Annotated in this window: 23 protein-coding genes; 11 read left to right on the top strand and 12 right to left on the bottom strand. The window is 59.8% G+C overall.

Going from position 1 to position 19362, the window contains the following annotated elements; translation table 11 throughout:
• Nucleotides 1-389 precede the first annotated feature (389 nt).
• From RN347_RS17045 to argC, 5 genes are all read right to left on the bottom strand, one after another.
• Nucleotides 390-1160 (bottom strand): amino acid ABC transporter ATP-binding protein, encoded by a 771-nt coding sequence (locus RN347_RS17045; RefSeq protein WP_311959086.1) that lies wholly within the window; start codon nucleotides 1158-1160, stop codon nucleotides 390-392.
• 10 nt (nucleotides 1161-1170) lie between these two features.
• Nucleotides 1171-1842 carry an amino acid ABC transporter permease gene (locus RN347_RS17040; RefSeq protein ID WP_311959084.1) on the bottom strand — a complete coding sequence of 224 codons (672 nt, stop codon included), beginning with the start codon at nucleotides 1840-1842 and terminating at the stop codon, nucleotides 1171-1173.
• 96 nt (nucleotides 1843-1938) lie between these two features.
• Nucleotides 1939-2706 (bottom strand): transporter substrate-binding domain-containing protein, encoded by a 768-nt coding sequence (locus RN347_RS17035; RefSeq protein ID WP_311959082.1) that lies wholly within the window; start codon nucleotides 2704-2706, stop codon nucleotides 1939-1941.
• 149 nt (nucleotides 2707-2855) lie between these two features.
• Complete coding sequence (gene erpA, locus RN347_RS17030) at nucleotides 2856-3209, bottom strand: iron-sulfur cluster insertion protein ErpA (protein ID WP_252107838.1); 354 nt, start codon at nucleotides 3207-3209, stop codon at nucleotides 2856-2858.
• 115 nt (nucleotides 3210-3324) lie between these two features.
• Nucleotides 3325-4359: an N-acetyl-gamma-glutamyl-phosphate reductase gene (gene argC, locus RN347_RS17025; RefSeq protein ID WP_311959078.1), complete on the bottom strand. Its 1035-nt coding sequence runs from the start codon at nucleotides 4357-4359 to the stop codon at nucleotides 3325-3327.
• Nucleotides 4360-4590: 231 nt separating this feature from the next.
• Here argC and RN347_RS17020 point away from each other — a divergent pair, with 231 nt between their 5' ends.
• The 5 genes from RN347_RS17020 to RN347_RS17000 all read left to right on the top strand — a co-directional run bounded on the left by RN347_RS17020 (nucleotide 4591) and on the right by RN347_RS17000 (nucleotide 9464).
• Nucleotides 4591-6399, top strand: a complete 1809-nt coding sequence (locus tag RN347_RS17020) for a chloride channel protein (protein WP_263585671.1) — start codon at nucleotides 4591-4593, stop codon at nucleotides 6397-6399.
• 9 nt (nucleotides 6400-6408) lie between these two features.
• Nucleotides 6409-6840, top strand: a complete 432-nt coding sequence (hemJ, locus tag RN347_RS17015) for a protoporphyrinogen oxidase HemJ (protein ID WP_311959073.1) — start codon at nucleotides 6409-6411, stop codon at nucleotides 6838-6840.
• Nucleotides 6840-7649, top strand: a complete 810-nt coding sequence (locus RN347_RS17010; RefSeq protein WP_263585673.1) for a hydroxymethylpyrimidine/phosphomethylpyrimidine kinase — start codon at nucleotides 6840-6842, stop codon at nucleotides 7647-7649. The genes hemJ and RN347_RS17010 overlap by 1 nt, the downstream gene beginning before the upstream one ends.
• A 92-nt stretch (nucleotides 7650-7741) precedes the next feature.
• Complete coding sequence (gene hemL, locus RN347_RS17005) at nucleotides 7742-9022, top strand: glutamate-1-semialdehyde 2,1-aminomutase (RefSeq protein ID WP_311959068.1); 1281 nt, start codon at nucleotides 7742-7744, stop codon at nucleotides 9020-9022.
• A 172-nt stretch (nucleotides 9023-9194) separates the two neighbouring features.
• Nucleotides 9195-9464, top strand: a complete 270-nt coding sequence (locus tag RN347_RS17000; RefSeq protein ID WP_252107815.1) for a hypothetical protein — start codon at nucleotides 9195-9197, stop codon at nucleotides 9462-9464.
• Between the two features lie 80 nt (nucleotides 9465-9544).
• On the opposite strand, the gene RN347_RS16995 is transcribed toward RN347_RS17000, so the two are convergent.
• From RN347_RS16995 to RN347_RS16970, 6 genes are all read right to left on the bottom strand, one after another.
• A complete protein-coding gene (locus RN347_RS16995; RefSeq protein ID WP_263585675.1) occupies nucleotides 9545-10255 on the bottom strand; it encodes a curlin subunit CsgB in 711 nt (236 codons plus the stop codon).
• A gap of 59 nt (nucleotides 10256-10314) precedes the next feature.
• On the bottom strand, nucleotides 10315-10833 hold the full coding sequence (locus RN347_RS16990) for a hypothetical protein (protein WP_263585676.1): 519 nt from the start codon (nucleotides 10831-10833) through the stop codon (nucleotides 10315-10317).
• A gap of 302 nt (nucleotides 10834-11135) precedes the next feature.
• Nucleotides 11136-11966 carry a CsgG/HfaB family protein gene (locus tag RN347_RS16985; RefSeq protein ID WP_263585677.1) on the bottom strand — a complete coding sequence of 277 codons (831 nt, stop codon included), beginning with the start codon at nucleotides 11964-11966 and terminating at the stop codon, nucleotides 11136-11138.
• Between the two features lie 78 nt (nucleotides 11967-12044).
• Nucleotides 12045-12467, bottom strand: a complete 423-nt coding sequence (locus RN347_RS16980) for a curli assembly protein CsgF (RefSeq protein ID WP_409335775.1) — start codon at nucleotides 12465-12467, stop codon at nucleotides 12045-12047.
• A complete protein-coding gene (locus RN347_RS16975) occupies nucleotides 12467-13015 on the bottom strand; it encodes a curli production assembly/transport protein CsgE (RefSeq protein WP_263585678.1) in 549 nt (182 codons plus the stop codon). The genes RN347_RS16980 and RN347_RS16975 overlap by 1 nt, the downstream gene beginning before the upstream one ends.
• Before the next feature lie 21 nt (nucleotides 13016-13036).
• Nucleotides 13037-13729 carry a response regulator transcription factor gene (locus RN347_RS16970; RefSeq protein ID WP_311959061.1) on the bottom strand — a complete coding sequence of 231 codons (693 nt, stop codon included), beginning with the start codon at nucleotides 13727-13729 and terminating at the stop codon, nucleotides 13037-13039.
• Between the two features lie 260 nt (nucleotides 13730-13989).
• Between RN347_RS16970 and rdgB the strand changes: the two genes are divergently transcribed.
• From rdgB to RN347_RS16950, 4 genes are all read left to right on the top strand, one after another.
• Complete coding sequence (gene rdgB, locus RN347_RS16965; protein ID WP_263585680.1) at nucleotides 13990-14598, top strand: RdgB/HAM1 family non-canonical purine NTP pyrophosphatase; 609 nt, start codon at nucleotides 13990-13992, stop codon at nucleotides 14596-14598.
• A complete protein-coding gene (gene hemW / locus RN347_RS16960; RefSeq protein WP_311959056.1) occupies nucleotides 14591-15757 on the top strand; it encodes a radical SAM family heme chaperone HemW in 1167 nt (388 codons plus the stop codon). The genes rdgB and hemW overlap by 8 nt, the downstream gene beginning before the upstream one ends.
• A 44-nt stretch (nucleotides 15758-15801) precedes the next feature.
• On the top strand, nucleotides 15802-16497 hold the full coding sequence (locus tag RN347_RS16955) for an OmpA family protein (protein WP_311959054.1): 696 nt from the start codon (nucleotides 15802-15804) through the stop codon (nucleotides 16495-16497).
• Nucleotides 16498-16583: 86 nt separating this feature from the next.
• Nucleotides 16584-17429 carry a 23S rRNA (adenine(2030)-N(6))-methyltransferase RlmJ gene (locus tag RN347_RS16950; RefSeq protein ID WP_311959051.1) on the top strand — a complete coding sequence of 282 codons (846 nt, stop codon included), beginning with the start codon at nucleotides 16584-16586 and terminating at the stop codon, nucleotides 17427-17429.
• A 5-nt stretch (nucleotides 17430-17434) separates the two neighbouring features.
• Here the strand turns inward: RN347_RS16950 and RN347_RS16945 are convergent, their stop codons facing one another.
• Nucleotides 17435-17704: an Lrp/AsnC ligand binding domain-containing protein gene (locus RN347_RS16945; protein ID WP_311959049.1), complete on the bottom strand. Its 270-nt coding sequence runs from the start codon at nucleotides 17702-17704 to the stop codon at nucleotides 17435-17437.
• Here RN347_RS16945 and RN347_RS16940 point away from each other — a divergent pair.
• Nucleotides 17663-18157 carry a hypothetical protein gene (locus RN347_RS16940; protein WP_311959046.1) on the top strand — a complete coding sequence of 165 codons (495 nt, stop codon included), beginning with the start codon at nucleotides 17663-17665 and terminating at the stop codon, nucleotides 18155-18157. The genes RN347_RS16945 and RN347_RS16940 overlap by 42 nt on opposite strands.
• A 100-nt stretch (nucleotides 18158-18257) precedes the next feature.
• Nucleotides 18258-19349, top strand: coding sequence for a cobalamin-independent methionine synthase II family protein (locus tag RN347_RS16935; RefSeq protein ID WP_311959043.1), 1092 nt, complete (start codon nucleotides 18258-18260; stop codon nucleotides 19347-19349).
• Nucleotides 19350-19362: the final 13 nt, after the last annotated feature.

The raw sequence follows: 19362 nt of genomic DNA, 5'->3' as shown, positions 1-19362 counted from the left end.
CTACTGGTGTGGATAAAATCTGTGCATAAGGCATTTAAAATGATATTTTTCAAAAGTTTATATTGTTGACCATTCGGTGATTAAAGGGCGTAGTTGCTGCGTAGAAGCGGTGTCGGGGCTGTGGATCGAATGGGTATTTATGCACAGCGCCAAAAAAACACGGCTTATCCACCGATGCATACCGGCGCTGTGCGCTCGATTGTGAACATTCGACCTGAACCTTGATAAATGGCTGGAAAGCGTACGTGGCGGGCATGGTGGGCGGACATGAAAAAAATCGAAAAAATGTTGTCCACAGGCAAAAAAAAGAGCCTGTCGCAAGGACAGGCTCGGAAATGGCAGGTTTTGATGAAGGGGGCTGAGCGTACAGCGCGTGCGATATGCGCGTTTCAGTGCTTGAGTACGCGGGCCAAAAACGATTGGGTACGTTCGTGTTGGGGCGTATCGAACAGCTGCTCCGGCGGGCCCTCCTCGGTGATCTCTCCCTTGTGAATGAAGATGACGCGATCGGCGACTTCGCGGGCAAAGCCCATCTCGTGGGTGACGATCACCATGGTCATGCCCTCTCTGGCAAGCTCACGCATGGCGTCGAGCACCTCGCCGATCATCTCCGGGTCGAGCGCCGACGTGGGCTCGTCGAACAGCATCAGCCGGGGTTCCATGGCCAGCGCCCGGGCCAGCGCCACACGCTGCTGTTGGCCGCCGGAGAGCTGGCTGGGGTACTTGTTCGCCTGGTCGGCGATTCCCACTCGGTCGAGCAGGCGCTTGGCGGTTTGGGTCGCCTGATCGCGGCGCTGGCCGCGTACCTTGATCGGCGCCAGGGTGACGTTGTCGATCACGCTCAAATGCGGAAAGAGGTTGAACTGCTGAAACACCATGCCGACTTCGGTGCGGATGGTTTGAAGCGCTTTTGAGCTCTTTCCATAGGGCTTTAGCGTGTTGTTATCCACCTCGAGGGTGCCGGACTGAAACTCCTCGAGCCCGTTGATGCAGCGGATCAGAGTGGATTTTCCCGAACCGCTTGCGCCGATTACCACGACGACCTCGCCGGAGGTGATCTCAAGGTCGATATTGTTGAGCACGTGCAGGGCGCCAAAGTGCTTGTTGAGCTTTTCCATGCGCACGATGGGAGCGGGATGTGAAGAGTGGTTCGCTGTCATGGCGCGCTCCTTATTGACCGGCAAGGTTCGAACGCTCGACCAGACGCAGCACCATGGAGAGCGTCCAGGTGATGGCCAGATACAAAAGGGCCACCATGAAGTAGACCTCGAGCGCGGTGAAGGTGGTGGCGATGTAGATCTGCCCCTGACGTACCAGCTCGCCGACGCCGATCACCGAGAACAGTGAGGTGTCCTTGATACTGATGATCGCCTGGTTGCCCAGCGGCGGCACCATGCGCCGAAGCGCCTGAGGCCAGATCACGTAGCGAAACGACTGGGCGCGAGAAAGCCCGAGCGAAAGAGAGGCCTCGCGCTGACCGCGTTCGATGGACTGCACGCCGCCGCGCACGATTTCCGAAATGTAGGCGCCGGAGTTCACCGCGATAGCGGCAATACCGGCGACCAGCGCGTTGATTGGCCCGCCCAGAAGCTGCGGCAGCCCGTAGAAGATGAACAGTACCTGCACCAGAATCGGCGTGCCGCGAAAGACTTCGATGTAGATCGTCGCGACCCAGCGCATCCAGGCCACGGGGCTGATGCGCAGAAGACCGAAAAAGATGCCGATGAAAAACCCGATGGCCAGGCCCCCGAAAGAGATGGCCAGCGTCCACGGAATACCGGGTAACAGGTGGGGGATCGAGGCAAACGCCGCCGACCAGTCGAACTCAAAGGTAACGTCCACGCGTTATCTCCAGGTGAAAATCACAGGTAGTACGGGTAAACAAAGGGTCGGGCGATATCGCCCGACCCTGAAGGAGTGCGCTACTCGAGAGCCGCGTTAGTCAGCGGTCGGCGCTTCGCCGAACCACTTCTCATAGATCTCGTCGTAGGTGCCGTCTTCGCGCATGGCCGCGAGCGCTTCGTTACTTGGCTCCAGCCACTCGCTGCCCTTGTGGAAAACGATGCCGTACTGCTGGCCTTCGTAAAGCGGGCCGACCACTTTGGTACGGCCTTCGCCGCGGGTTTGCGAGAAGTAGGCGACGTTGGGCGCGTCATACAGCACCGCGTCGACGTTGCGGCCCAGAAGCGCCATGTACATGTCGGCGGTGCCCGGGTAGGGGGTGATGTCGGCGTCTTCGCCCAGCTCTTGCTGCAGGAAGTTGTAGCTGGTCGAGCCGATCTTGGTGGCAATGCTCAAGCCTTCCAGATCGTCGATCTCTTCGACGTCATCGTTATCGGCGCGCACGATGATCTGCAGGCCAGAATCGTAGTAGGGGTCAGAGAAGTCCACGACCTGGGCACGCTCATCGGTGATCGTGGTACCGGCGATGGCGATCTCCTGGCTGCCGGTCTGGACCGCCGGGATGATGCCCGAGAACTCCATGGTGGTCAGATTGACCTCGAAGCCGGCGCGGCGGGCGACTTCGTTGATGATGTCCATATCGAAGCCGATCATTTCGCCGGAATCCGGGTCCATCATCTCGAAGGGAACGAAGCTTGGGTCGGTGGCCACGTTGACCGATGGCATCTGGGCGAGTGCGGCGGTGCTGCCAAGACCGAGCGTCAGGGCGGCAGCGATAGCGCTATAGCCAAGTGTATTGTTCATATGTTTCCCCGTGATGTTATAGGGCACGACGTGTCGGGCAGCCATTGCCCGTACGCGCGCGCCGTTTTAGACCTATCAACCCTGGCGAGAAACCGCCAAGGCGTCAAGTCACGAGAAAGCAGGGGAGTTAACGCAAGCGCCCGGCGGGCTCAAACCATGAAGGAGGCGCCACACCCGCAGGTGGTGGTGGCGTTGGGGTTTTGCACGCGAAAGCGCGCGCCGGCCAGGCCCTCTTCGAAATCGACGGTGGAGCCGACCAGGTACTGGTAGGAGAGCGGGTCGACCACCAGGGTGGCGTCGCCGAATTCGATGAGCGTGTCGTCGTCGTCGACGCTATCGGCGAAATCGAACCCGTACTGAAAGCCCGAGCAGCCGCCGCCGGTCACGTAGACGCGCAGTTTCAGCGCGGGGTTTTGCTCCTCGCTCATTAGCGCCTTGATGCGTTGGCGGGCGCTGTCGGATAGCAGTAGTGGGGTTGGTACGAAAGCTTCTGCACCGCTCATGGGTACCTCCCGCAAGCTGAATGGCTGGATGAAAGGCCAATTATGGGTAATCCCCAGCAAAAGGGTCAACTATTGTGTGCCCTTTTACCGGGAAGCTTGCGCCACTACCAGGGGTTTACGGCATTAGCGCCGGAGCGTTGAGCCCCGCTTTCTCATCGAAGCCGAACATCAGGTTCAGGTTCTGAATGGCCTGGCCGGAAGCGCCCTTGACCAGGTTGTCGATGATTGAGAGCACCACCACCGTGTCGCCGCCTTCCGGGCGATGAACGGCGATGCGGCAGGTGTTGTTGCCCTTCACGCTGCGGGTTTCCGGATGACTGCCCGCGGGCATCACATCAACGAAGGGTTCATCCTGGTAGCGCGCCTCGAACAGCGCCTGTAGATCCCGAGCGCTTTCGGTCAGCGTGGAGTAGAGCGTGGCGTGGATACCGCGAATCATCGGCGTCAGGTGTGGTACAAACGTCAGGCCGACCTTCCCCGCCTGCATGTCGTTCAGGCCCTGGCTGATTTCCGGCAGGTGGCGATGGCCAGAGGCGCCGTAGGCCTTGAAGGATTCACTCGCCTCGGCAAGCAGCGACGGCACCTTGGCGCCGCGCCCGGCGCCGGTCACGCCGGATTTGCAGTCGGCGATCAGCCGGGTCGGGTCGATCAGCCCGGCTTCCAAGAGCGGCAGATAGCCAAGCTGTACGGCGGTGGGGTAGCAGCCGGGCACTGCAATCAGGCGTGCGGTCTTGATCTTTTCGCGGTGCATTTCGGGCAGCCCGTAAACGGCTTCCTCGAGCAGTTCCGGAGCGCCGTGGGGCTGGCCGTACCAGCGGCTCCACTCGTCGGCGTCGCGCAGGCGAAAGTCCGCAGAGAGATCGATTACTCGCGTGCCGCCTTTCAAAAGCTCGCCGGCAAGCGCGTGGGCCACGCCATGGGGAGTGGCGAAGAACACCGCATCCATCGCGCTTAGAGCGCGGGCGTCGGGTTCGCTGAAGGCGAGCGCATCATAGTGGCCGCGCAGGTTGGGATACATGTCGCACACCTTGACCCCGGCTTCCGAGCGCGAAGTGATCGCCTCGACGCTGACCTCGGGATGCCCGGCCAGAAGCCGCAATAGCTCTACACCGGTGTATCCCGTACCGCCCACGATGCCGACCTTGATCACATGTCACCCCTTATCCGTTCTCTGGTTTGATTCGAATACATCGTTCACAGCCTAATAAACTGGCAACGGGCTGTCCAAGCTCTTCAAACTGTCCAAGCTTGTCGAGCTATGATACACAAGAGTAGCGGCCCGTGAGTGCAGCAATCGGTGAGTGAACACTTACTTTTTAGCGGGCAGGTCGCACACAGGGCACCTCTTCTATAAAAAAGCCAACAGCTAAGGAACGCGGTCGTGGCACGGTATTCCCGAGCAGATTTCACCCTGGAGGCCTTTCGCCGCCAGCTCGCCAATGTCGACGCGCTACCCCAGCTTTGCGTACTGGGGCTGCTCTCCGGGATCATCACCGGCGCGGTCATGGTGGGTTTTCGTCTGCTTCTCGAGATGGGCGCGGTGCTCTATATGCCCGACGCCAACCCGGAGGCTTTCGAAGGGCTCGCCCCCTGGCTTCGCGCGCTGCTGCCGCTTTGCGCGGTCACGGTGATCGGCGTGTTTCTTTACCGCCAGAAGGCCGCGGCGCAAAAGCTCGGCGTCAGCCACGTGATCGAGCGCCTCTCCTATCATCAGGGCCGCTTTCCGCTGCGTAACTGGCTCAATCAGTGGTGGGTCGGCGTGGTGTCGGTGCTCGGCGGGCTTTCCGCCGGGCGTGAAGGCCCGGCCATCCACCTGGGTGCGGCGGCGTCGAGCGGGCTCGGGGTCAAGCTTCGCTTGCCTAACAACAGCCTGCGCGTACTGGTCGCCTGCGGCACCGCCGCGGGTATCTCGGCGTCGTTCAACACGCCGATCGCCGGGGTCATCTTCGCCATGGAAGTGGTGATGATGGAGTACACGCTGATGAGCTTCATGCCGGTGATTCTGGCCTCCACCATGGGCGCGGTCGTGGCCCAGATGGTGTACGGCAGCGAACCCGCCTTTCGTATTCCCGACGTGGCGCTGGGCTCCTTGATGAACCTGCCCTGGGTCGTCATCACCGGGCTTTTCATCGGGCTTTTGGCCGGGCTGTTCATTCATATCGCGCGTAACAAACGCCTCGCCGGGATGCCGCTGTGGGTACGCCTGGCGGCGGTGGGGGTTGCCACCTCGGCGATGGCCTGGTGGTTCCCCCAGGTACAGGGCATCGGCTACGACAGCCTGGCAGCGGCGCTCAACAACCAGCTTGGCGTCTACGTGCTGCTGGGGCTGGTCGTCGCCAAGCTTTTGATCACCGCGCTGACCGTGGCCGGGGGCGTGCCGATCGGTATCATCGGCCCGGTGCTGGTGGTGGGCGCGGCCGCCGGGGCGCTCAGCGGCTCGCTGGGGCTTTGGATCTGGCCGGCCCCCGCCGCCGATCCGGGCGTGTTCGCCATGCTTGGCATGGCGGCGATGATGGGCGCGGTGCTCCAGGCACCGCTGGCCGCGCTCATGGCGCTTTTGGAGTTGACCCATTCGCCGAACATCATGCTGCCCGGCATGCTGGTCGTGGTGGTGGCGTGTTTGACTTCGCGCCAGCTCACCGGCTGCGAAGGCTTTTTCCTGAGCTCGGTGCGCTACGGGCTGCACCCGCTGCAGCAGCCCTTGATGCAGGCGCTCTCGCGCGTGTCGGTACCGGCGGTAATGGAGCGCCAGCTGGTACGCACCGAGCGGGTGGTCACCCCGGAGCAGGCGCGAAAGCTTCTGGAAACCAACCCGGTGTGGCTTTTGATCGAGCGCTCCAGCGACAAAAAGCCGGTGCTCGGGCTCAAGGCGGCGGCGCTGGCACGCTGGTTGTTAGAGCACGACGAGGCGCTCGACGGCAAGCCGCCGCCGGAGGACGAGCTGGTGGATCTTCTCGAAATCCCGGGCCAGCGCGTTGAGATGGCGCCGATCGCGCTTCAAGCGACGCTCTCCGAGGCGTTTCTGAAACTTCAGGACAACGCTCTGGGCGCGCTTTACGTGGTGCACGGTTATCGCCCGAAGCAGCAGCGAATTTCAGGTATCATTACCCGCGGTGCCATCGAGCGCTATTATCACTACTCGGATCCGAACGACAAAGCCGGACCCCGGGACAATGAGCCGTCCGCGTAAGGAGAGACCATGTATTTATGGATGAAGGCCCTGCATTTGATGGCCATGGTGACCTGGTTTGCTGCGCTTTTTTACCTGCCCAGGCTTTTTGTCTACCACGCCACGGCTCGCGACGCGTCTGATGAGCAAGCGATCACTTACTTCAAGACCATGGAGCGCAAGCTCTACCGTGGCATCATGACGCCGTCGATGATTCTTGTACTGATTTTCGGCGGGATCATGCTCTATCTGGTGCCCGGCTGGATGAGCCAGGGCTGGATGCACGTCAAGCTGGCGCTGGTGGCGCTATTGATCGCCTACCACCACGTTTGCCTGATCTATCTCAAGCAGTTCGCCCAGAACCGCTGCACCAAAAGCCACACCTTCTTTCGCTTTTTCAATGAAGCCCCGGTGATCGTGCTGGTCGCGGTGGTACTGCTTGCCGTGTTGAAGCCGTTTTAATGCATCAACCGCTTCCTCCCACCGTTCTGGTGTTGGCCGGGCATGACCCGACCGGCGGCGCGGGCCTGATCGCCGATAGCGAAGCCATCGCCGGCTGCGGCGGCTGGGCGCTGACGATTCCTACCGCCACCACCGTGCAAAACTGCCATGATGTCCAGCGCGTGTTGCCCGCCGACCCGCAGATGATGCTGCAAAGCGCGGCGGCGCTTGGCGACTTCACCATTGGGGCGATCAAACTGGGGCTTCTGGCCGACGCGCCGACGCTGTTGGCCGCTGAGCAGATCATTCGCCGCTTTCCCGGTATTCCCGTGGTGGCGGATCCGGTATTGAAAGCCGGCGGTGGCGCTGAGTTATCCACAGCCGCTTTGCAAAGGCTTTATATCGACCGGCTGCTTCCGCTTGTGGATATCCTGACACCCAACCGTTTTGAGCTGGCGACGCTGACCCCGGATATCGGCGAAAGCGAGGACGATACCGCCCGCGCGGTAGCGCTGATCTCCCAGGGCTGCCAGGCGGTGCTGGTAACGGCCACCGATGATCCGCTGCCGGGTAACACGGACCAGGTGGTGCATACGCTGCACTCGCCGGATACCACGCGCCAGTGGCAGTGGCCGCGTCTGCCAGAGCGCTTTCACGGTTCGGGTTGTACGCTGGCCTCGGCGATTGCCGCGCGCATGGCGGTGGGTGAGCGCTTACCCGCCGCCTGCGAGCAGGCGCAGCACTTTACCTGGCAGGCCTTGTCGAAGGCCTACGCACCGGAAAGTGGGCAGTATCTACCGCGCCGCTTGCCTCGCCCGACCCGCTTTTGATCTCATTGGCCGCCGATCGATAAAGCATCTGTTTACGCCGCGCCGTCAGACGCTAAGCTATCAATCATCGAGCCAACCACGCTGAGGATGCCATGACTACATCTGCCGAACTCTTCGAGCAAGCCACGCGCCACATTCCCGGCGGCGTCAATTCCCCCGTTCGCGCGTTCAAGGGCCTGCACCGCCCGCCGGTGTTCATGGAGCGCGCCCAGGGCGCCTACCTGTTCGACGTCGAAGGCAACCGCTACATCGATTACGTCGGCTCCTGGGGCCCGATGATCACCGGCCACGCCGACCAGGACGTGTTGGCCGCAGTGCGCGCGCGTCTCGATAACGGGCTGTCGTTTGGGACGCCCACCGCGGTGGAAACCACCATGGCGGATCTGATCTGCGAGATGATTCCCTCCATGGAGATGGTGCGCATGACCAGCTCCGGCACCGAGGCGACCATGTCGGCGATTCGCCTGGCCCGGGGTAGCACCGGCCGCGACAAGATCGTCAAGTTCGAGGGCAACTACCACGGCCACTCGGACTCGCTGCTGGTAAAAGCCGGCTCCGGCGCCCTGACCCACGGCGAGCCAAGCTCGCCAGGCGTGCCGGCGTCACTGGCCGAACATACCATCACGCTCTCCTACAACGACCCGGAAGGGGTCGATGCGTGCTTTGCCGAGATCGGCAGTGAAATCGCCTGCATCATCGTTGAGCCTGTGGCGGGCAACATGAACTGCATTCCGCCGCAGCCCGGCTTTCTGGAAACGCTTCGCCGGGTGTGCAACGAGCATGGCAGCCTCCTGATTTTCGACGAGGTGATGACCGGCTTTCGTGTGGCGCTTGGCGGCGCCCAGGCCCATTATGGCATCACGCCGGATCTCACCTGCCTTGGCAAGATCGTCGGTGGCGGCATGCCGGTCGGCGCCTTCGGCGGACGCCGCGATATCATGCAGAACGTCTCGCCCATGGGGCCGGTCTACCAGGCGGGTACGCTGTCGGGCAACCCGCTGGCCATGGCCGCCGGGGTCACACTGTTGCAGAAGTTGAAAGAGCCGGGTTTCCACGACGCGCTTGCCCAGCGCGTGCAGACGCTATGCACCGGGCTCGAAGAGCGCGCCGAGGCGGCGGGAGTCCCCATGATGACTCAATTCGCCGGCGGCATGTTCGGTCTCTTCTTCACCTCGCAGTCGCGGGTCGATAACTTCGCTCAGGCCACCGCCTGCGACCCGGAACTTTTCCGGCGCTTTTTCAGCGCGATGCTCGATCAAGGCGTGTATCTCGCGCCCTCGGCGTTCGAGGCGGGCTTCATGTCCAGCGCCCACACGCCGGAGGATATCCAGAAAACGCTGGAGGCCGCCGAAAAGGCGTTTGCGCTGCTCTAACCCTGTGATCGGTAAACTCCTGCTACACTCAAAACGCCGCCCATTGGGGCGGCGTTTATGGTTGACGAGGTTACTCACCATGAAACGGCGATCGATTTGGTCTTATACATTGGGCGTTGCGGGTTTGGTGGGCGCCTTATCCACAGGCGCACTGGCCTATCAGGAGCAGGACATGACCCGAATTCAGATCAACATTAGCGGCACGGAAGGTGCGGAGTTTTCAGCGCATTGGCGGGTCAGCGACGGCGATCAGGTTACTGAGTACTCGGAGGAGCGTATGAGCGTTCCCGCTGACTTCAGCTACGAAGGCACCGCATTGGAGGGTGAGGTAACGCTTTTGACCGATAACGAGCGTTTAGAGGTGGATATTCTCAAGGGTACCAATCGTTCTCGCTCATCAACCCAGGGTAAGGGAGGAACGCTTACCCTGCATCTTAGATAAGCACTTGCGATAATTCCTGTGCATAAAAAAACCGCCCCCAAGGGCGGTTTTAACGTCCAACATCTTTGAGTGATAAGAGCTTAGCGAGCCTGCTTTACAACGTTGTTGTTGTAGCTGCCGTAAGTTTCGATAGTGGACTGATGAGCATTTTGAGTGTACAGAGCGCTTTGGCTAACTTGCTGGTAGTTGCCATAGCCGTTGGTCAGGATATAAGAGTCGTGACGGTCGCCGCTCTGCATAACGTTATATTCGTTGTCGTTACCGCCCTGGTTAACGATAACGCTTTTCAGCTCGTTACCAGATTGAGTTACATCAGCAATATTACGGTCGCCACGCAGGGTAACGGTGCTGTCGTTCATATCGCCGTTTTGATTGAGCATGGTCAGGTTATCGCTGCCGTAAGACTGCGCCACTGACTTGTTATCAAGGCCGTCTTGCATGATTTCAGCTGCGTTACCGTTACCGTCCTGAAGAACGTAGCTATCGTTGCCGTTACCTACTTGGTTCACAGTTGTATCGTTGCGGCTGCCCTGCTGTTGAATGCTGGAAACGTTCGCTGCCTCGAACGGAGTCGGAGCTTGGCCAATAACGTCGTCTTGAACGACAGTAGCTGCGTTATCATTACCACGTTCCTGGCGGATACGTGACTCTTGGTTACCGTACTGCGTAACGTTGGTGCTGTGTTCGTTGCCGTATTGGATAATGTAGGAATCGCTGGCGACTTGAGCAGAAGCAGCGGTGCTCAGTGCAAGAGCGATACCAGCGGCGATAGTGGTGATTTGAGTTTTCATGTAGTAATCCCCTTTATGATGACGACTTGCTTTGGTGGTTACTGAGCAAGGATTTTTGCTCAGTAAGTTACGACGGTGACTGGTCGCGCATTGCCCGAGAACGCTTGTTGCTCGACGTTGATGCTGCGGTAGCCACTCCCCGATTGTGAAATCGTGATATTGCTTTGCTGACCCGTTTGAGTAACGAAGGCTTCCGCTCCTTGAGGGCCGTTGTCCTGAAGAATCGAAACGCTGTGCTCGTTACCTTTTTGAGAAACCTGGCTGGTATTGTTGCCACCGATTTGTTCGATTGACGCCGCATTGGCGTTACCGACTTGGCGGATACTCGAAAAATTACCTTGTTGGTATTGGGCCGAGTAGGATTGAGCGACGCTGGTCCGGTTGTCGTTACCGTTTTGGTAAATGACGCTGTAATTACCGGGGCCTAACTGCTTTGATCCGCTATAAACATACTGAGCGATACGGTTGTCTTGGCCGGCGTGGGCAGCGGATGAAAACGTCATCGTTAGGGCAATTAGTGCCAGCGTCGACTTGACCACTGCCGCTCCTAAAAATGAAAACGCCTGATTGATAGCCATCCTCATACCCTTTGAAAGTTTTTGTATCAAATTGTATTCACGGATTGAGTTTGGCGTATCTGTAGAATTGCGCTATCAGCAATTCTCCTGGACGTGGGATCATTTATTTAATTATTTTAAATCTCTCAGGTATTAGTTTTTTGGTATATCTGTAAGTTTTTGTTTTTAATGAAATAAAAAAGCGGTGCCGCATAATTTCGGCACCGCTTCTCGTAGATTTTCTGGTAATTATAGGGTTGTATCACTTCATCTTTATTAGATGAAGCTCAAGCATGAACACCAGAAACACTGCTCACGTATACTTACAATTCTGGAATAGGCGCATTCAGATAGTCGGCGAGTACCGAACCCTGAATATTGCTGCCACTGGCCAGATTCCACAGGTTGTTTTCCACCCCACGAGCGATCAGGTGTATGACTGCGGACTCCACCGCCGACATGACCGCCATCTGTACCGGCTCGTTGGTCGTGATGCCCGCTTCGGCTTCCAGCAGGCGACGGAAGTCGATAAAGCGATACACCCCGGCGCGCAGCTCTTTCGAGTAGATGGTTTTGGTGGTCGTTACGTTGGCGAGTATCTCGCCGGTGGAAATCTCCACGGCGCGCAGGTTGACCGTGACCTGGTCGACCTGGTACTGGCCCGAGGCGCCAATGCCGAAGTATTCAGCACCCGCGCCGCCGGTGCGTACGTTGGACTCATACGCAATGATACCGCCTTCGAGCATGACCGACGCCGCGCGCAGTGATGGCAGCGTATCGGGCTGGCCGAAGCGCTCGAACTCGGCGCGGATGATGCGTCGCTCGGTCAGAAGGTTCTGAAGCCCGACCCGCTCCAGCGGAATGAACCAGCCGGAATCTGCAAGCGCCCCGGTCAGCATCGCCGCTGCTCCTTGCGTTACGGCGGTGGAGAAGGTGCTGGCCGGGGCCGGGCGGTACTGGCCGGTCTGATCGCGGAAGTCGTAGACCGAGACGAAGATCTTGCCCGCCGGCGGCGGCAGCGACACGAGATCCTGGTAGGTAGCCCCGCGCGGCATGAGCGTGGCTTGAGCGCCTTCAAGATTTTCCGAGTTGGCGACCATACCGGCACAGCCGCTGAGAAGCGTGGCCAGCATGAGTGAAGCGATGATTTTCATTATGATCCCCTGACGACACAAATAAGCGTTATGCGGCGTTTTGCCGGTTAGGTATTGGTAAACGTGAGCGCTGTTTTATTAAGGATTAAAGGCGCCGCCTACGCTGATATTGGTTATATCGCCGGTCAGCTTGTCTACCACGCGCACGACGAGCTCGCCGCCATCGTCGCTCACCACCACGTTGAACTCGCCGCTGTCGAAAGAGCCCTGATCGACATTGCCTGCACCGACATCGGATATCAGCTGCGAGATGAGTCGGCTTTCCAGACTTTGAACGAGTCGATCAGTAGAAGAGAGCCGCTCGAAGCCTCGTGCGTTAGGATCGGTAGTGGTGTCCTGGGCCTGCGCCTTACCCAGCAGATAGCTCCCCATGAAGGGGTCGCCACCAAACGATGGATTCAAGGGGCGATAGACCAGATCCCCCGCAATGGCTTGTGCTCCGCTTGTGAGTGCCAGCGCTGCGACGGTACCCAGCATGAAACTGCGTTGTTTGACTTTCATTATCGTAACTCCTCGCTTCCCAGGTCTTTGTCCGACGTTAGCGCCGTTGCCAACTGTTCCTTCAGCAGCGCTTCTTGAACTACTTGTACCGCCTCATTGGCGGCTTCATCCGCCTGATTGATTCTTGGCGAAAGCTGCGTGCGGAAATACATTTGATTGCCCTGCATGATCCAGAGTTGGCTTCCCCAACGGGCGTCCGGGCGCTCCTGAATCGTGATCGTGGCGTTATTGATCAGCGGGCTATCCATGGCACGTTGACTGAATGCGCGGTAGAACGAACGACCGGCCATGGTAATGGTGCGGTCAATCATGACCCCGGTCAGCTCACTGCTGCCGTAGCCGCGCGGCTCGATTTCCGCACCGTCCGGCCCGGAGAGGCGGTTGATCGCATCCACCGCTTCCTGCTCGTTTTCCGGCAGGGAATCGCTTGGCGAGGCCGGCTGATTGGGAGACACGGGCTGGCCGGGAAGCTCTTCGCTGGCGTGCACCGACAGAGCCAACGTCAGTAGACAGGCAGCGAGCGGTAAATGAAAACGATACGTGACCATGGCCGAATGCTCGTTGGGAAATTAGCGGCCGCGCTGCAGGCTACGCGCGGTTTCGATATTGGGCAGAATCGGCCCCAGGTTCTGATGAATCCAGTTCAGCGCCTGAATACGGTTATGCACGTTGATCTTTCTAAAGATGTTGTAAAGGTGCGACTTGACCGTGTGCTCGCTGACGAAGAGCTTTTCAGCGATCTGCTGGTTCGACGAGCCCGCGCTCAACAGCGAAATGATCTCCATTTCACGGTTGGTCAGCCCGCAGGCCGGGCGAAACGCGTTGCTTTGGTACTTGCGATAAAAAAGAATGAGCCGTGCCATCAGGTCCCGCGACATCCAGAGTTCGTCGTTCAAAAGCGCGTGGATACCCTTGCAAATCACCTCGAGATTTTCGTTGCGGTAGAACACGCCCTTGAGCTGTGAGCAAGAGAGCGCTTCCAGGGCGTGATCCATGTCACGGATGTTGAACGCGGCCAGCGGCATGCGGGCAAGCGATTCGGGAAGCTTTTCTTGCCAGTCGGGGATGGCATCGACGCTGATGTGATCCGCATCCACCAGCAAAAGCTGTTGCTCGGCGTTGGACGCTGGCAGCGCCGCCCCCGGCGCGTAAAGATCGATCGTATGACCTGTTTTTTTGTTCAGGTACTCTGCAAACAACTGAGATTGAGGGCTTTTTTCGGTGACGATGTACACCACGCCCTGGGCCTTTTCCTGCATCATCGATAAACCCTCCAACTGCAAATAAAGTGTGAGACGTTAATGAGGTGATTGTTACCTAGAAGATCAGTTTAGTAAAGTTATGTTACTAAAAATAAGTGAAGTGCCGCTTCGCCTTCACATTGCTTAGGAAAAAATAAGCCGCTGGTCTGACTGGCTAGTCATATGATGGATGAATCGTCTAACCCATCCCTCTGATGTTGCCACCTTTAGCTGCTATCACGATCGGCGTAAACTGGCGAGCCCATACTGGAGGTGATGCCATGTCCGCGGTCGATACGCTCGTTTTAGCCAGCGGTAACGCTGGCAAGTTGAAAGAGTTCAAACAGCTTCTTTCGCCCTTGATGTTCGATGTGCGGTTGCAGTCCGAATTCGGCGTGGTGGACGTCGAAGAGACCGGCCTGACCTTTATCGAAAACGCGCTGTTAAAAGCGCGCGAAGCCAGCCGTGTCAGCGGGTTGCCGGCGTTGGCTGATGACTCGGGCCTCGAGGTGGATGCGCTGTTCGGGGCGCCGGGCATTTACTCGGCGCGCTTTGCCGGCGAGCCCAAAAGTGATGCGCGCAACAACGAAAAGCTTCTTCATGCGCTCGCCGACTGCGCCGAAGGTCAGCGCACCGGGCGCTACTGGTGCGTGCTGGTGTATCTGCGCCACGCCGACGATCCGGTACCGATCATCGTGCAGCGCAGTTGGGAAGGGGAGATCCTGGCCCACCCGCGCGGTGACAACGGCTTCGGCTACGACCCGCTTTTCTGGCTCCCGGACCAGGGCATGAGCGTGGCGGAGCTTTCGTCTGACACCAAGAACCGGCTCAGCCACCGGGGCCGGGCGCTGCAGGGGCTGGTCGATCTGTTGAAGGTGGCACATGGGTAATACCCCGCCGCTTTCGCTTTATATCCACACCCCCTGGTGCGTGAGAAAGTGCCCTTATTGCGATTTCAACTCGCACGAGCCACAAGGCGGTGAGCTGCCCGAGGCGGCCTACCTCGAGGCACTGTTGGCGGATCTGGACGCCGATCTGGCGCTGGCTGGCGGCCGCTCGCTCGAGACCATCTTCATCGGCGGCGGCACGCCGAGTTTGTTATCGCCTTCGTTCTACCGGCGTTTGTTGAGCGAGGTACGCGCCCGGCTGCCTTTCTCCCCCTCCATCGAGATCACTTTGGAAGCCAATCCCGGCACCACCGAGCAGGCGCGCTTCAATGGCTACCGCGAGGCGGGGATCAACCGGCTATCGATCGGCACTCAGAGTTTTCAGCCGGCCCAGCTCGAGGCGCTGGGCCGTATCCACAGCGCCGATGAAGCCGCCAACGCCGTGGGCCAGGCGCGCGCCGCGGGTTTTGATAACCTCAACATCGATTTGATGCACGGCCTGCCGGGCCAAACCCCACAGCTGGCGCTGGCCGACATCGATCAGGCGCTTGCGCTGTCGCCGGATCACCTCTCCTGGTATCAGCTCACCCTCGAGCCCAACACCGCCTTTCATTCGAGCCCGCCGGTGCTTCCCCAGGAGGAGGCACTTTGGGATATTCAGGAGCAAGGCCATGAGCGGCTGGTCAAGGCGGGGTTCGAACGTTACGAAATCTCGGCCTACGCTCAGCCGGGACAACAGAGCCGTCACAACCTTAATTACTGGCAGTTTGGCGACTACCTGGGCATCGGCGCCGGCGCCCACGGCAAGCTTTCGCACATCGATGAGCAGGGGCACTGGACGATCGAGCGGCGCTGGAAGACCCGTCAGCCCGATGCCTACCTGCGCCGGCGTCATGACCCGCGCGGGTTCATCGCCGGCAAAGCGGCGATCGAAGAAGCGGAGCTTGCGCTGGAGTTCGCCATGAATGCGCTGCGTTTGACGGACGGCGTCGAGATGGCGCTTTGGTCGGCGCATACGGGCCAGTCGCCGGAGGTTCTTTTGAAGAAACTCTCCCGCGCCGAAAAAAAAGGACTTTTAGTGCAAGTGCCCGTAAAACTACGTGCTTCACCTCATGGTCTATTATTCTTGAACGAGCTGCTGGCGTTGATCAGTGACGACTGACCCGCAGCCCGGTTTAATCAAACAAGCTTTTAAAGGAGTGAGTGATGCGTATTTCTCGACTGTTGACCCCGGTAGCCGCGGCCCTTCTGATTGCCGGGTGTGCCAGTTCCGACCCCTACGGCGGCCAAACGCAGCGCTCCAGCACTGGCATCGGTACGGGTATTGGTGCCGTGGTCGGCGCGGCGGCCGGCGCGCTCTCCGGTGACGGTGCCACCAGCCGTCGCGACCGCGCGCTGATCGGCGCCGCGGTGGGCGCGGCCGCAGGTGCCGGTGTCGGCGCTTACATGGACCGCCAAGAGAACCAACTGCGTGAAAGCCTGCAGGGCTCGCGTATCGAAATCGACCGTCGCGGTGACGACATCGTACTCAATATGCCCAGCAGCGTGACGTTTGGCTTCGACTCCTCGGAGCTGACCGGTCAGGCACGCAGCGCGCTCAACGAAGTCGCCAACGTCCTCACTCAATACACCGATACCCGTGTCAATATCGCCGGTCACACCGACAGCACCGGCGCCGCCGACTACAACCAGCGCCTTTCCGAGCGCCGCGCTCAGGCCGTGGGCAGCTACCTGAGCCAGAACGGCGTTTCCTCTTCGCGTCTGGTGACCAGCGGCTATGGTGCCTCGCAGCCGGTAGCTAGCAACGATAACGAGCAGGGCCGCGCCCAGAACCGCCGCGTAGAGATTACCCTGACGCCGACCGGTCAGGCCGGTCAGAATCAGGGCCAGGGCAACTACTGATCGATTTGATTCGACCCGGTAGGGTCTGACCCGCGAGCCCGCTATCATGGATAGCGGGCTTTTTTATTCCACCAGTGCGAACCGCCATGCTCTCCTACCAACACGCTTATCACGCCGGCAATTTTGCCGACGTTCATAAACACCTTACCCTCTACGCAGTGTGTGACTATCTGTTACGTAAAAAAAGTGCCATTACATATATTGATACCCATGCCGGTCGCGGTCTTTATCCGTTGGGTGCAAGGGAAGCCTTGAAGCTCCAGGAGCACCGCGAAGGTATCGAGCCGCTATGGAAGGCACGAGAAAGCCTGGGTAACCCGCTCCTGTGTGAATGGCTTTCCCACGTTGCTCGTGTTCAACAGGGTGACACCGACTTGAGCCGTTACCCCGGCTCGCCCTGGTGGCTAAGCCAAGGGCTTCGCGAGCAGGACGCGCTGCGCCTTTGCGAGCTTCACCCGGGCGAGCACGCCGAGCTCGACAGCCAGGCGCTGCCCGAGACGGCGCTGCGTATTCACGGTGATGGGCTGGCCGAGCTCGAAAGACGCGTGCCGGTGAGAACGCCCCGGCTGTGCGTGCTGATCGACCCGAGTTTCGAGCGCAAGGCGGAGTATCAGGAGGTGGCAGATAGCGTGATTTACGCCCTCGAGAAGGTGCGCCACGCGGTGATGTTGATCTGGTATCCGCTGTTGCCGTCAGGCGCGCATCACACGCTGCTCAGCGCGTTAAAAACCAGCGGCGTGCGTAAGATCTGGCAAAGTGAGCTTTTGCTGCGCGAACCGGCCGCCGAGACTCATGGGATGTACGCCAGCGGCATGCTGGTGATCAATCCGCCCTGGGGGCTCGATGAGCGCATGCAGGGCGCGATGAGCGAGGTCACCGCGCTGCTCGGTAGCGAGAGCCGTTTCGACGCTCGCTGGCTGGTCGAGGAGTAGACAGGCTAGGCGGGCAGAGCCTCCTGAGAGGTCTTGACCCGGTCCAGTGCGACCAGCGTGCGAAACCATTTCACGTTCGGGTTTTTGTGAAACAGCGCATCGCAGATCGCCTGGAAGCGGCGCATGCTGGGTACCAACAGCACCAGCATGAAGTCCGCCTCGCCGGTCACGTAGTAGCACTGCTGAATCTCCGGGCCGGAAAAGCGCGCCTTGAGCGCCTCCAGGTCGGCGGCGTGGGTCTTGTCGGCGCGCACCTCGACGAAAATCGTGATCACCTGGCCGCGCTTGTGGTCTGTCTGGGCTATCCGCTCTACTTTTGGCTGCGCCGGGCGACCGATACCAACCACATCGGCGGGCTCTGGTTCGACATGCTGCTGGCGCTGCCGGTCAGCCTCTTTTTCGTCATCAAAGAAGGCGGTGTGATCGGCGCGCCGAGCATCGAATTCGCGGGGTTGGTCTTTGGCCTTGGGCTGTTGAGCGCGCTGGCGCTGGTGTTTCAGGCGCTTTCGGCGCCGCTTTTGAACCTTAGCCTTTTCGGCCTTCTGGTCCATGTAGAGCCTCTGCTGCTGTTTCTGGTGGCGCTTTGGCTTGGCGAGTCGGTCGCCCCCAACGAGTGGCCAACCTATATCGCCATCTGGCTGGCCGTTCTCGTTTTGTGCGTGGAAGGCGTGCTCGGTATGAGTCGAGGCCGGCAAGGGTTTTGGCCGATACGTCGGCGCGGCCATTAAAATGATTCACCTGACATCAAAAAATGATCACTTTTGCCGAGCCCTGGTTTGCGCGAGCATGAAGGTTATCGAGTCACGTGTAACAGAGCAGGAGAGTACGATGAGCGATCAAACCGCCCCCTTTCGCGCCGATGTCGTGGGTAGCCTGCTGCGTCCAACGGCGATCAAGAATGCCCGTGAAAAGAGCGATCACGACCTTCGCCGGATAGAAGATGCGGCGATCAAGCACGCGGTCGAGGAGCAGTGCCAGTGCGGCTTGAAAGTGGTCACCGACGGTGAGTTTCGCCGCGCCTGGTGGCACTTCGATTTCTTCGAGGGGCTCGAAGGCGTCGAGGGGATCGACGCCGAGCAGGGCATCCAGTTCAGCGGGGTGCAGACCAAATCGCGCAACGTTCGCGTGACGGGCAAGCTCGGCTTTGGCGCGCACCCGATGCTCGAGGACTTCAAGTATCTCGCCAGCATCAGCGGGGGCGCCATGCCCAAGATGACCATCCCCAGCCCCAGCGTGCTGCACTTTCGCGGCGGTCGGAACGTGGTCAGCAGGGATGCCTACCCCCATATCGACGACTTCTTCGACGACCTCGCCCGGGTTTACAAGGAGGCGGTTCAGGCTTTTTACGACGCCGGCTGTCGCTACCTGCAGCTCGACGATACGGTCTGGGCGTATCTTTGTTCTGATGAGCAGCGCGCCCAGGTCGTCGCGCGCGGCGAAGACCCGGACGCGCTCGCGCGCACCTACGCCCGGGTAATTAACCAGGCGCTCGAGAACAAACCCGAGGATCTGGTGATCGGCATGCACGTCTGCCGCGGTAACTTCCGCTCCACGTGGATTTCCGAGGGCGGGTACGAGCCGGTTGCCGAGCGGCTGTTTGGCTCGGTGAATATCGATGCGTTCTTTCTGGAGTACGACTCCGACCGCGCCGGCGACTTCGCCCCGCTGCGCTTCATCAAGCCCGGCCATCAAAAGGTGGTGCTGGGCCTGGTGACCACCAAGACCGGCGAGCTCGAGGACCCGGAAACGATCAAGGCACGCATCCGGGAGGCGGCGCGCTACGTGCCACTCGAGCAGCTTTGCCTGAGCACCCAGTGCGGCTTCGCCTCGACCGAAGAGGGCAATGCGATCAGTGAAGCCGAGCAGCAGGCCAAGCTCCAGTTGGTGGTCGACATCGCCCGCGACGTCTGGGGTGAATAGAGACGGATAGAGG

This window comes from Halomonas sp. PAMB 3264 (assembly GCF_031954245.1).
GTDB lineage: Bacteria > Pseudomonadota > Gammaproteobacteria > Pseudomonadales > Halomonadaceae > Vreelandella.
Note: the sequence above shows the minus strand (reverse complement) of the source record. Positions and strands in the feature narration are given on the sequence as shown.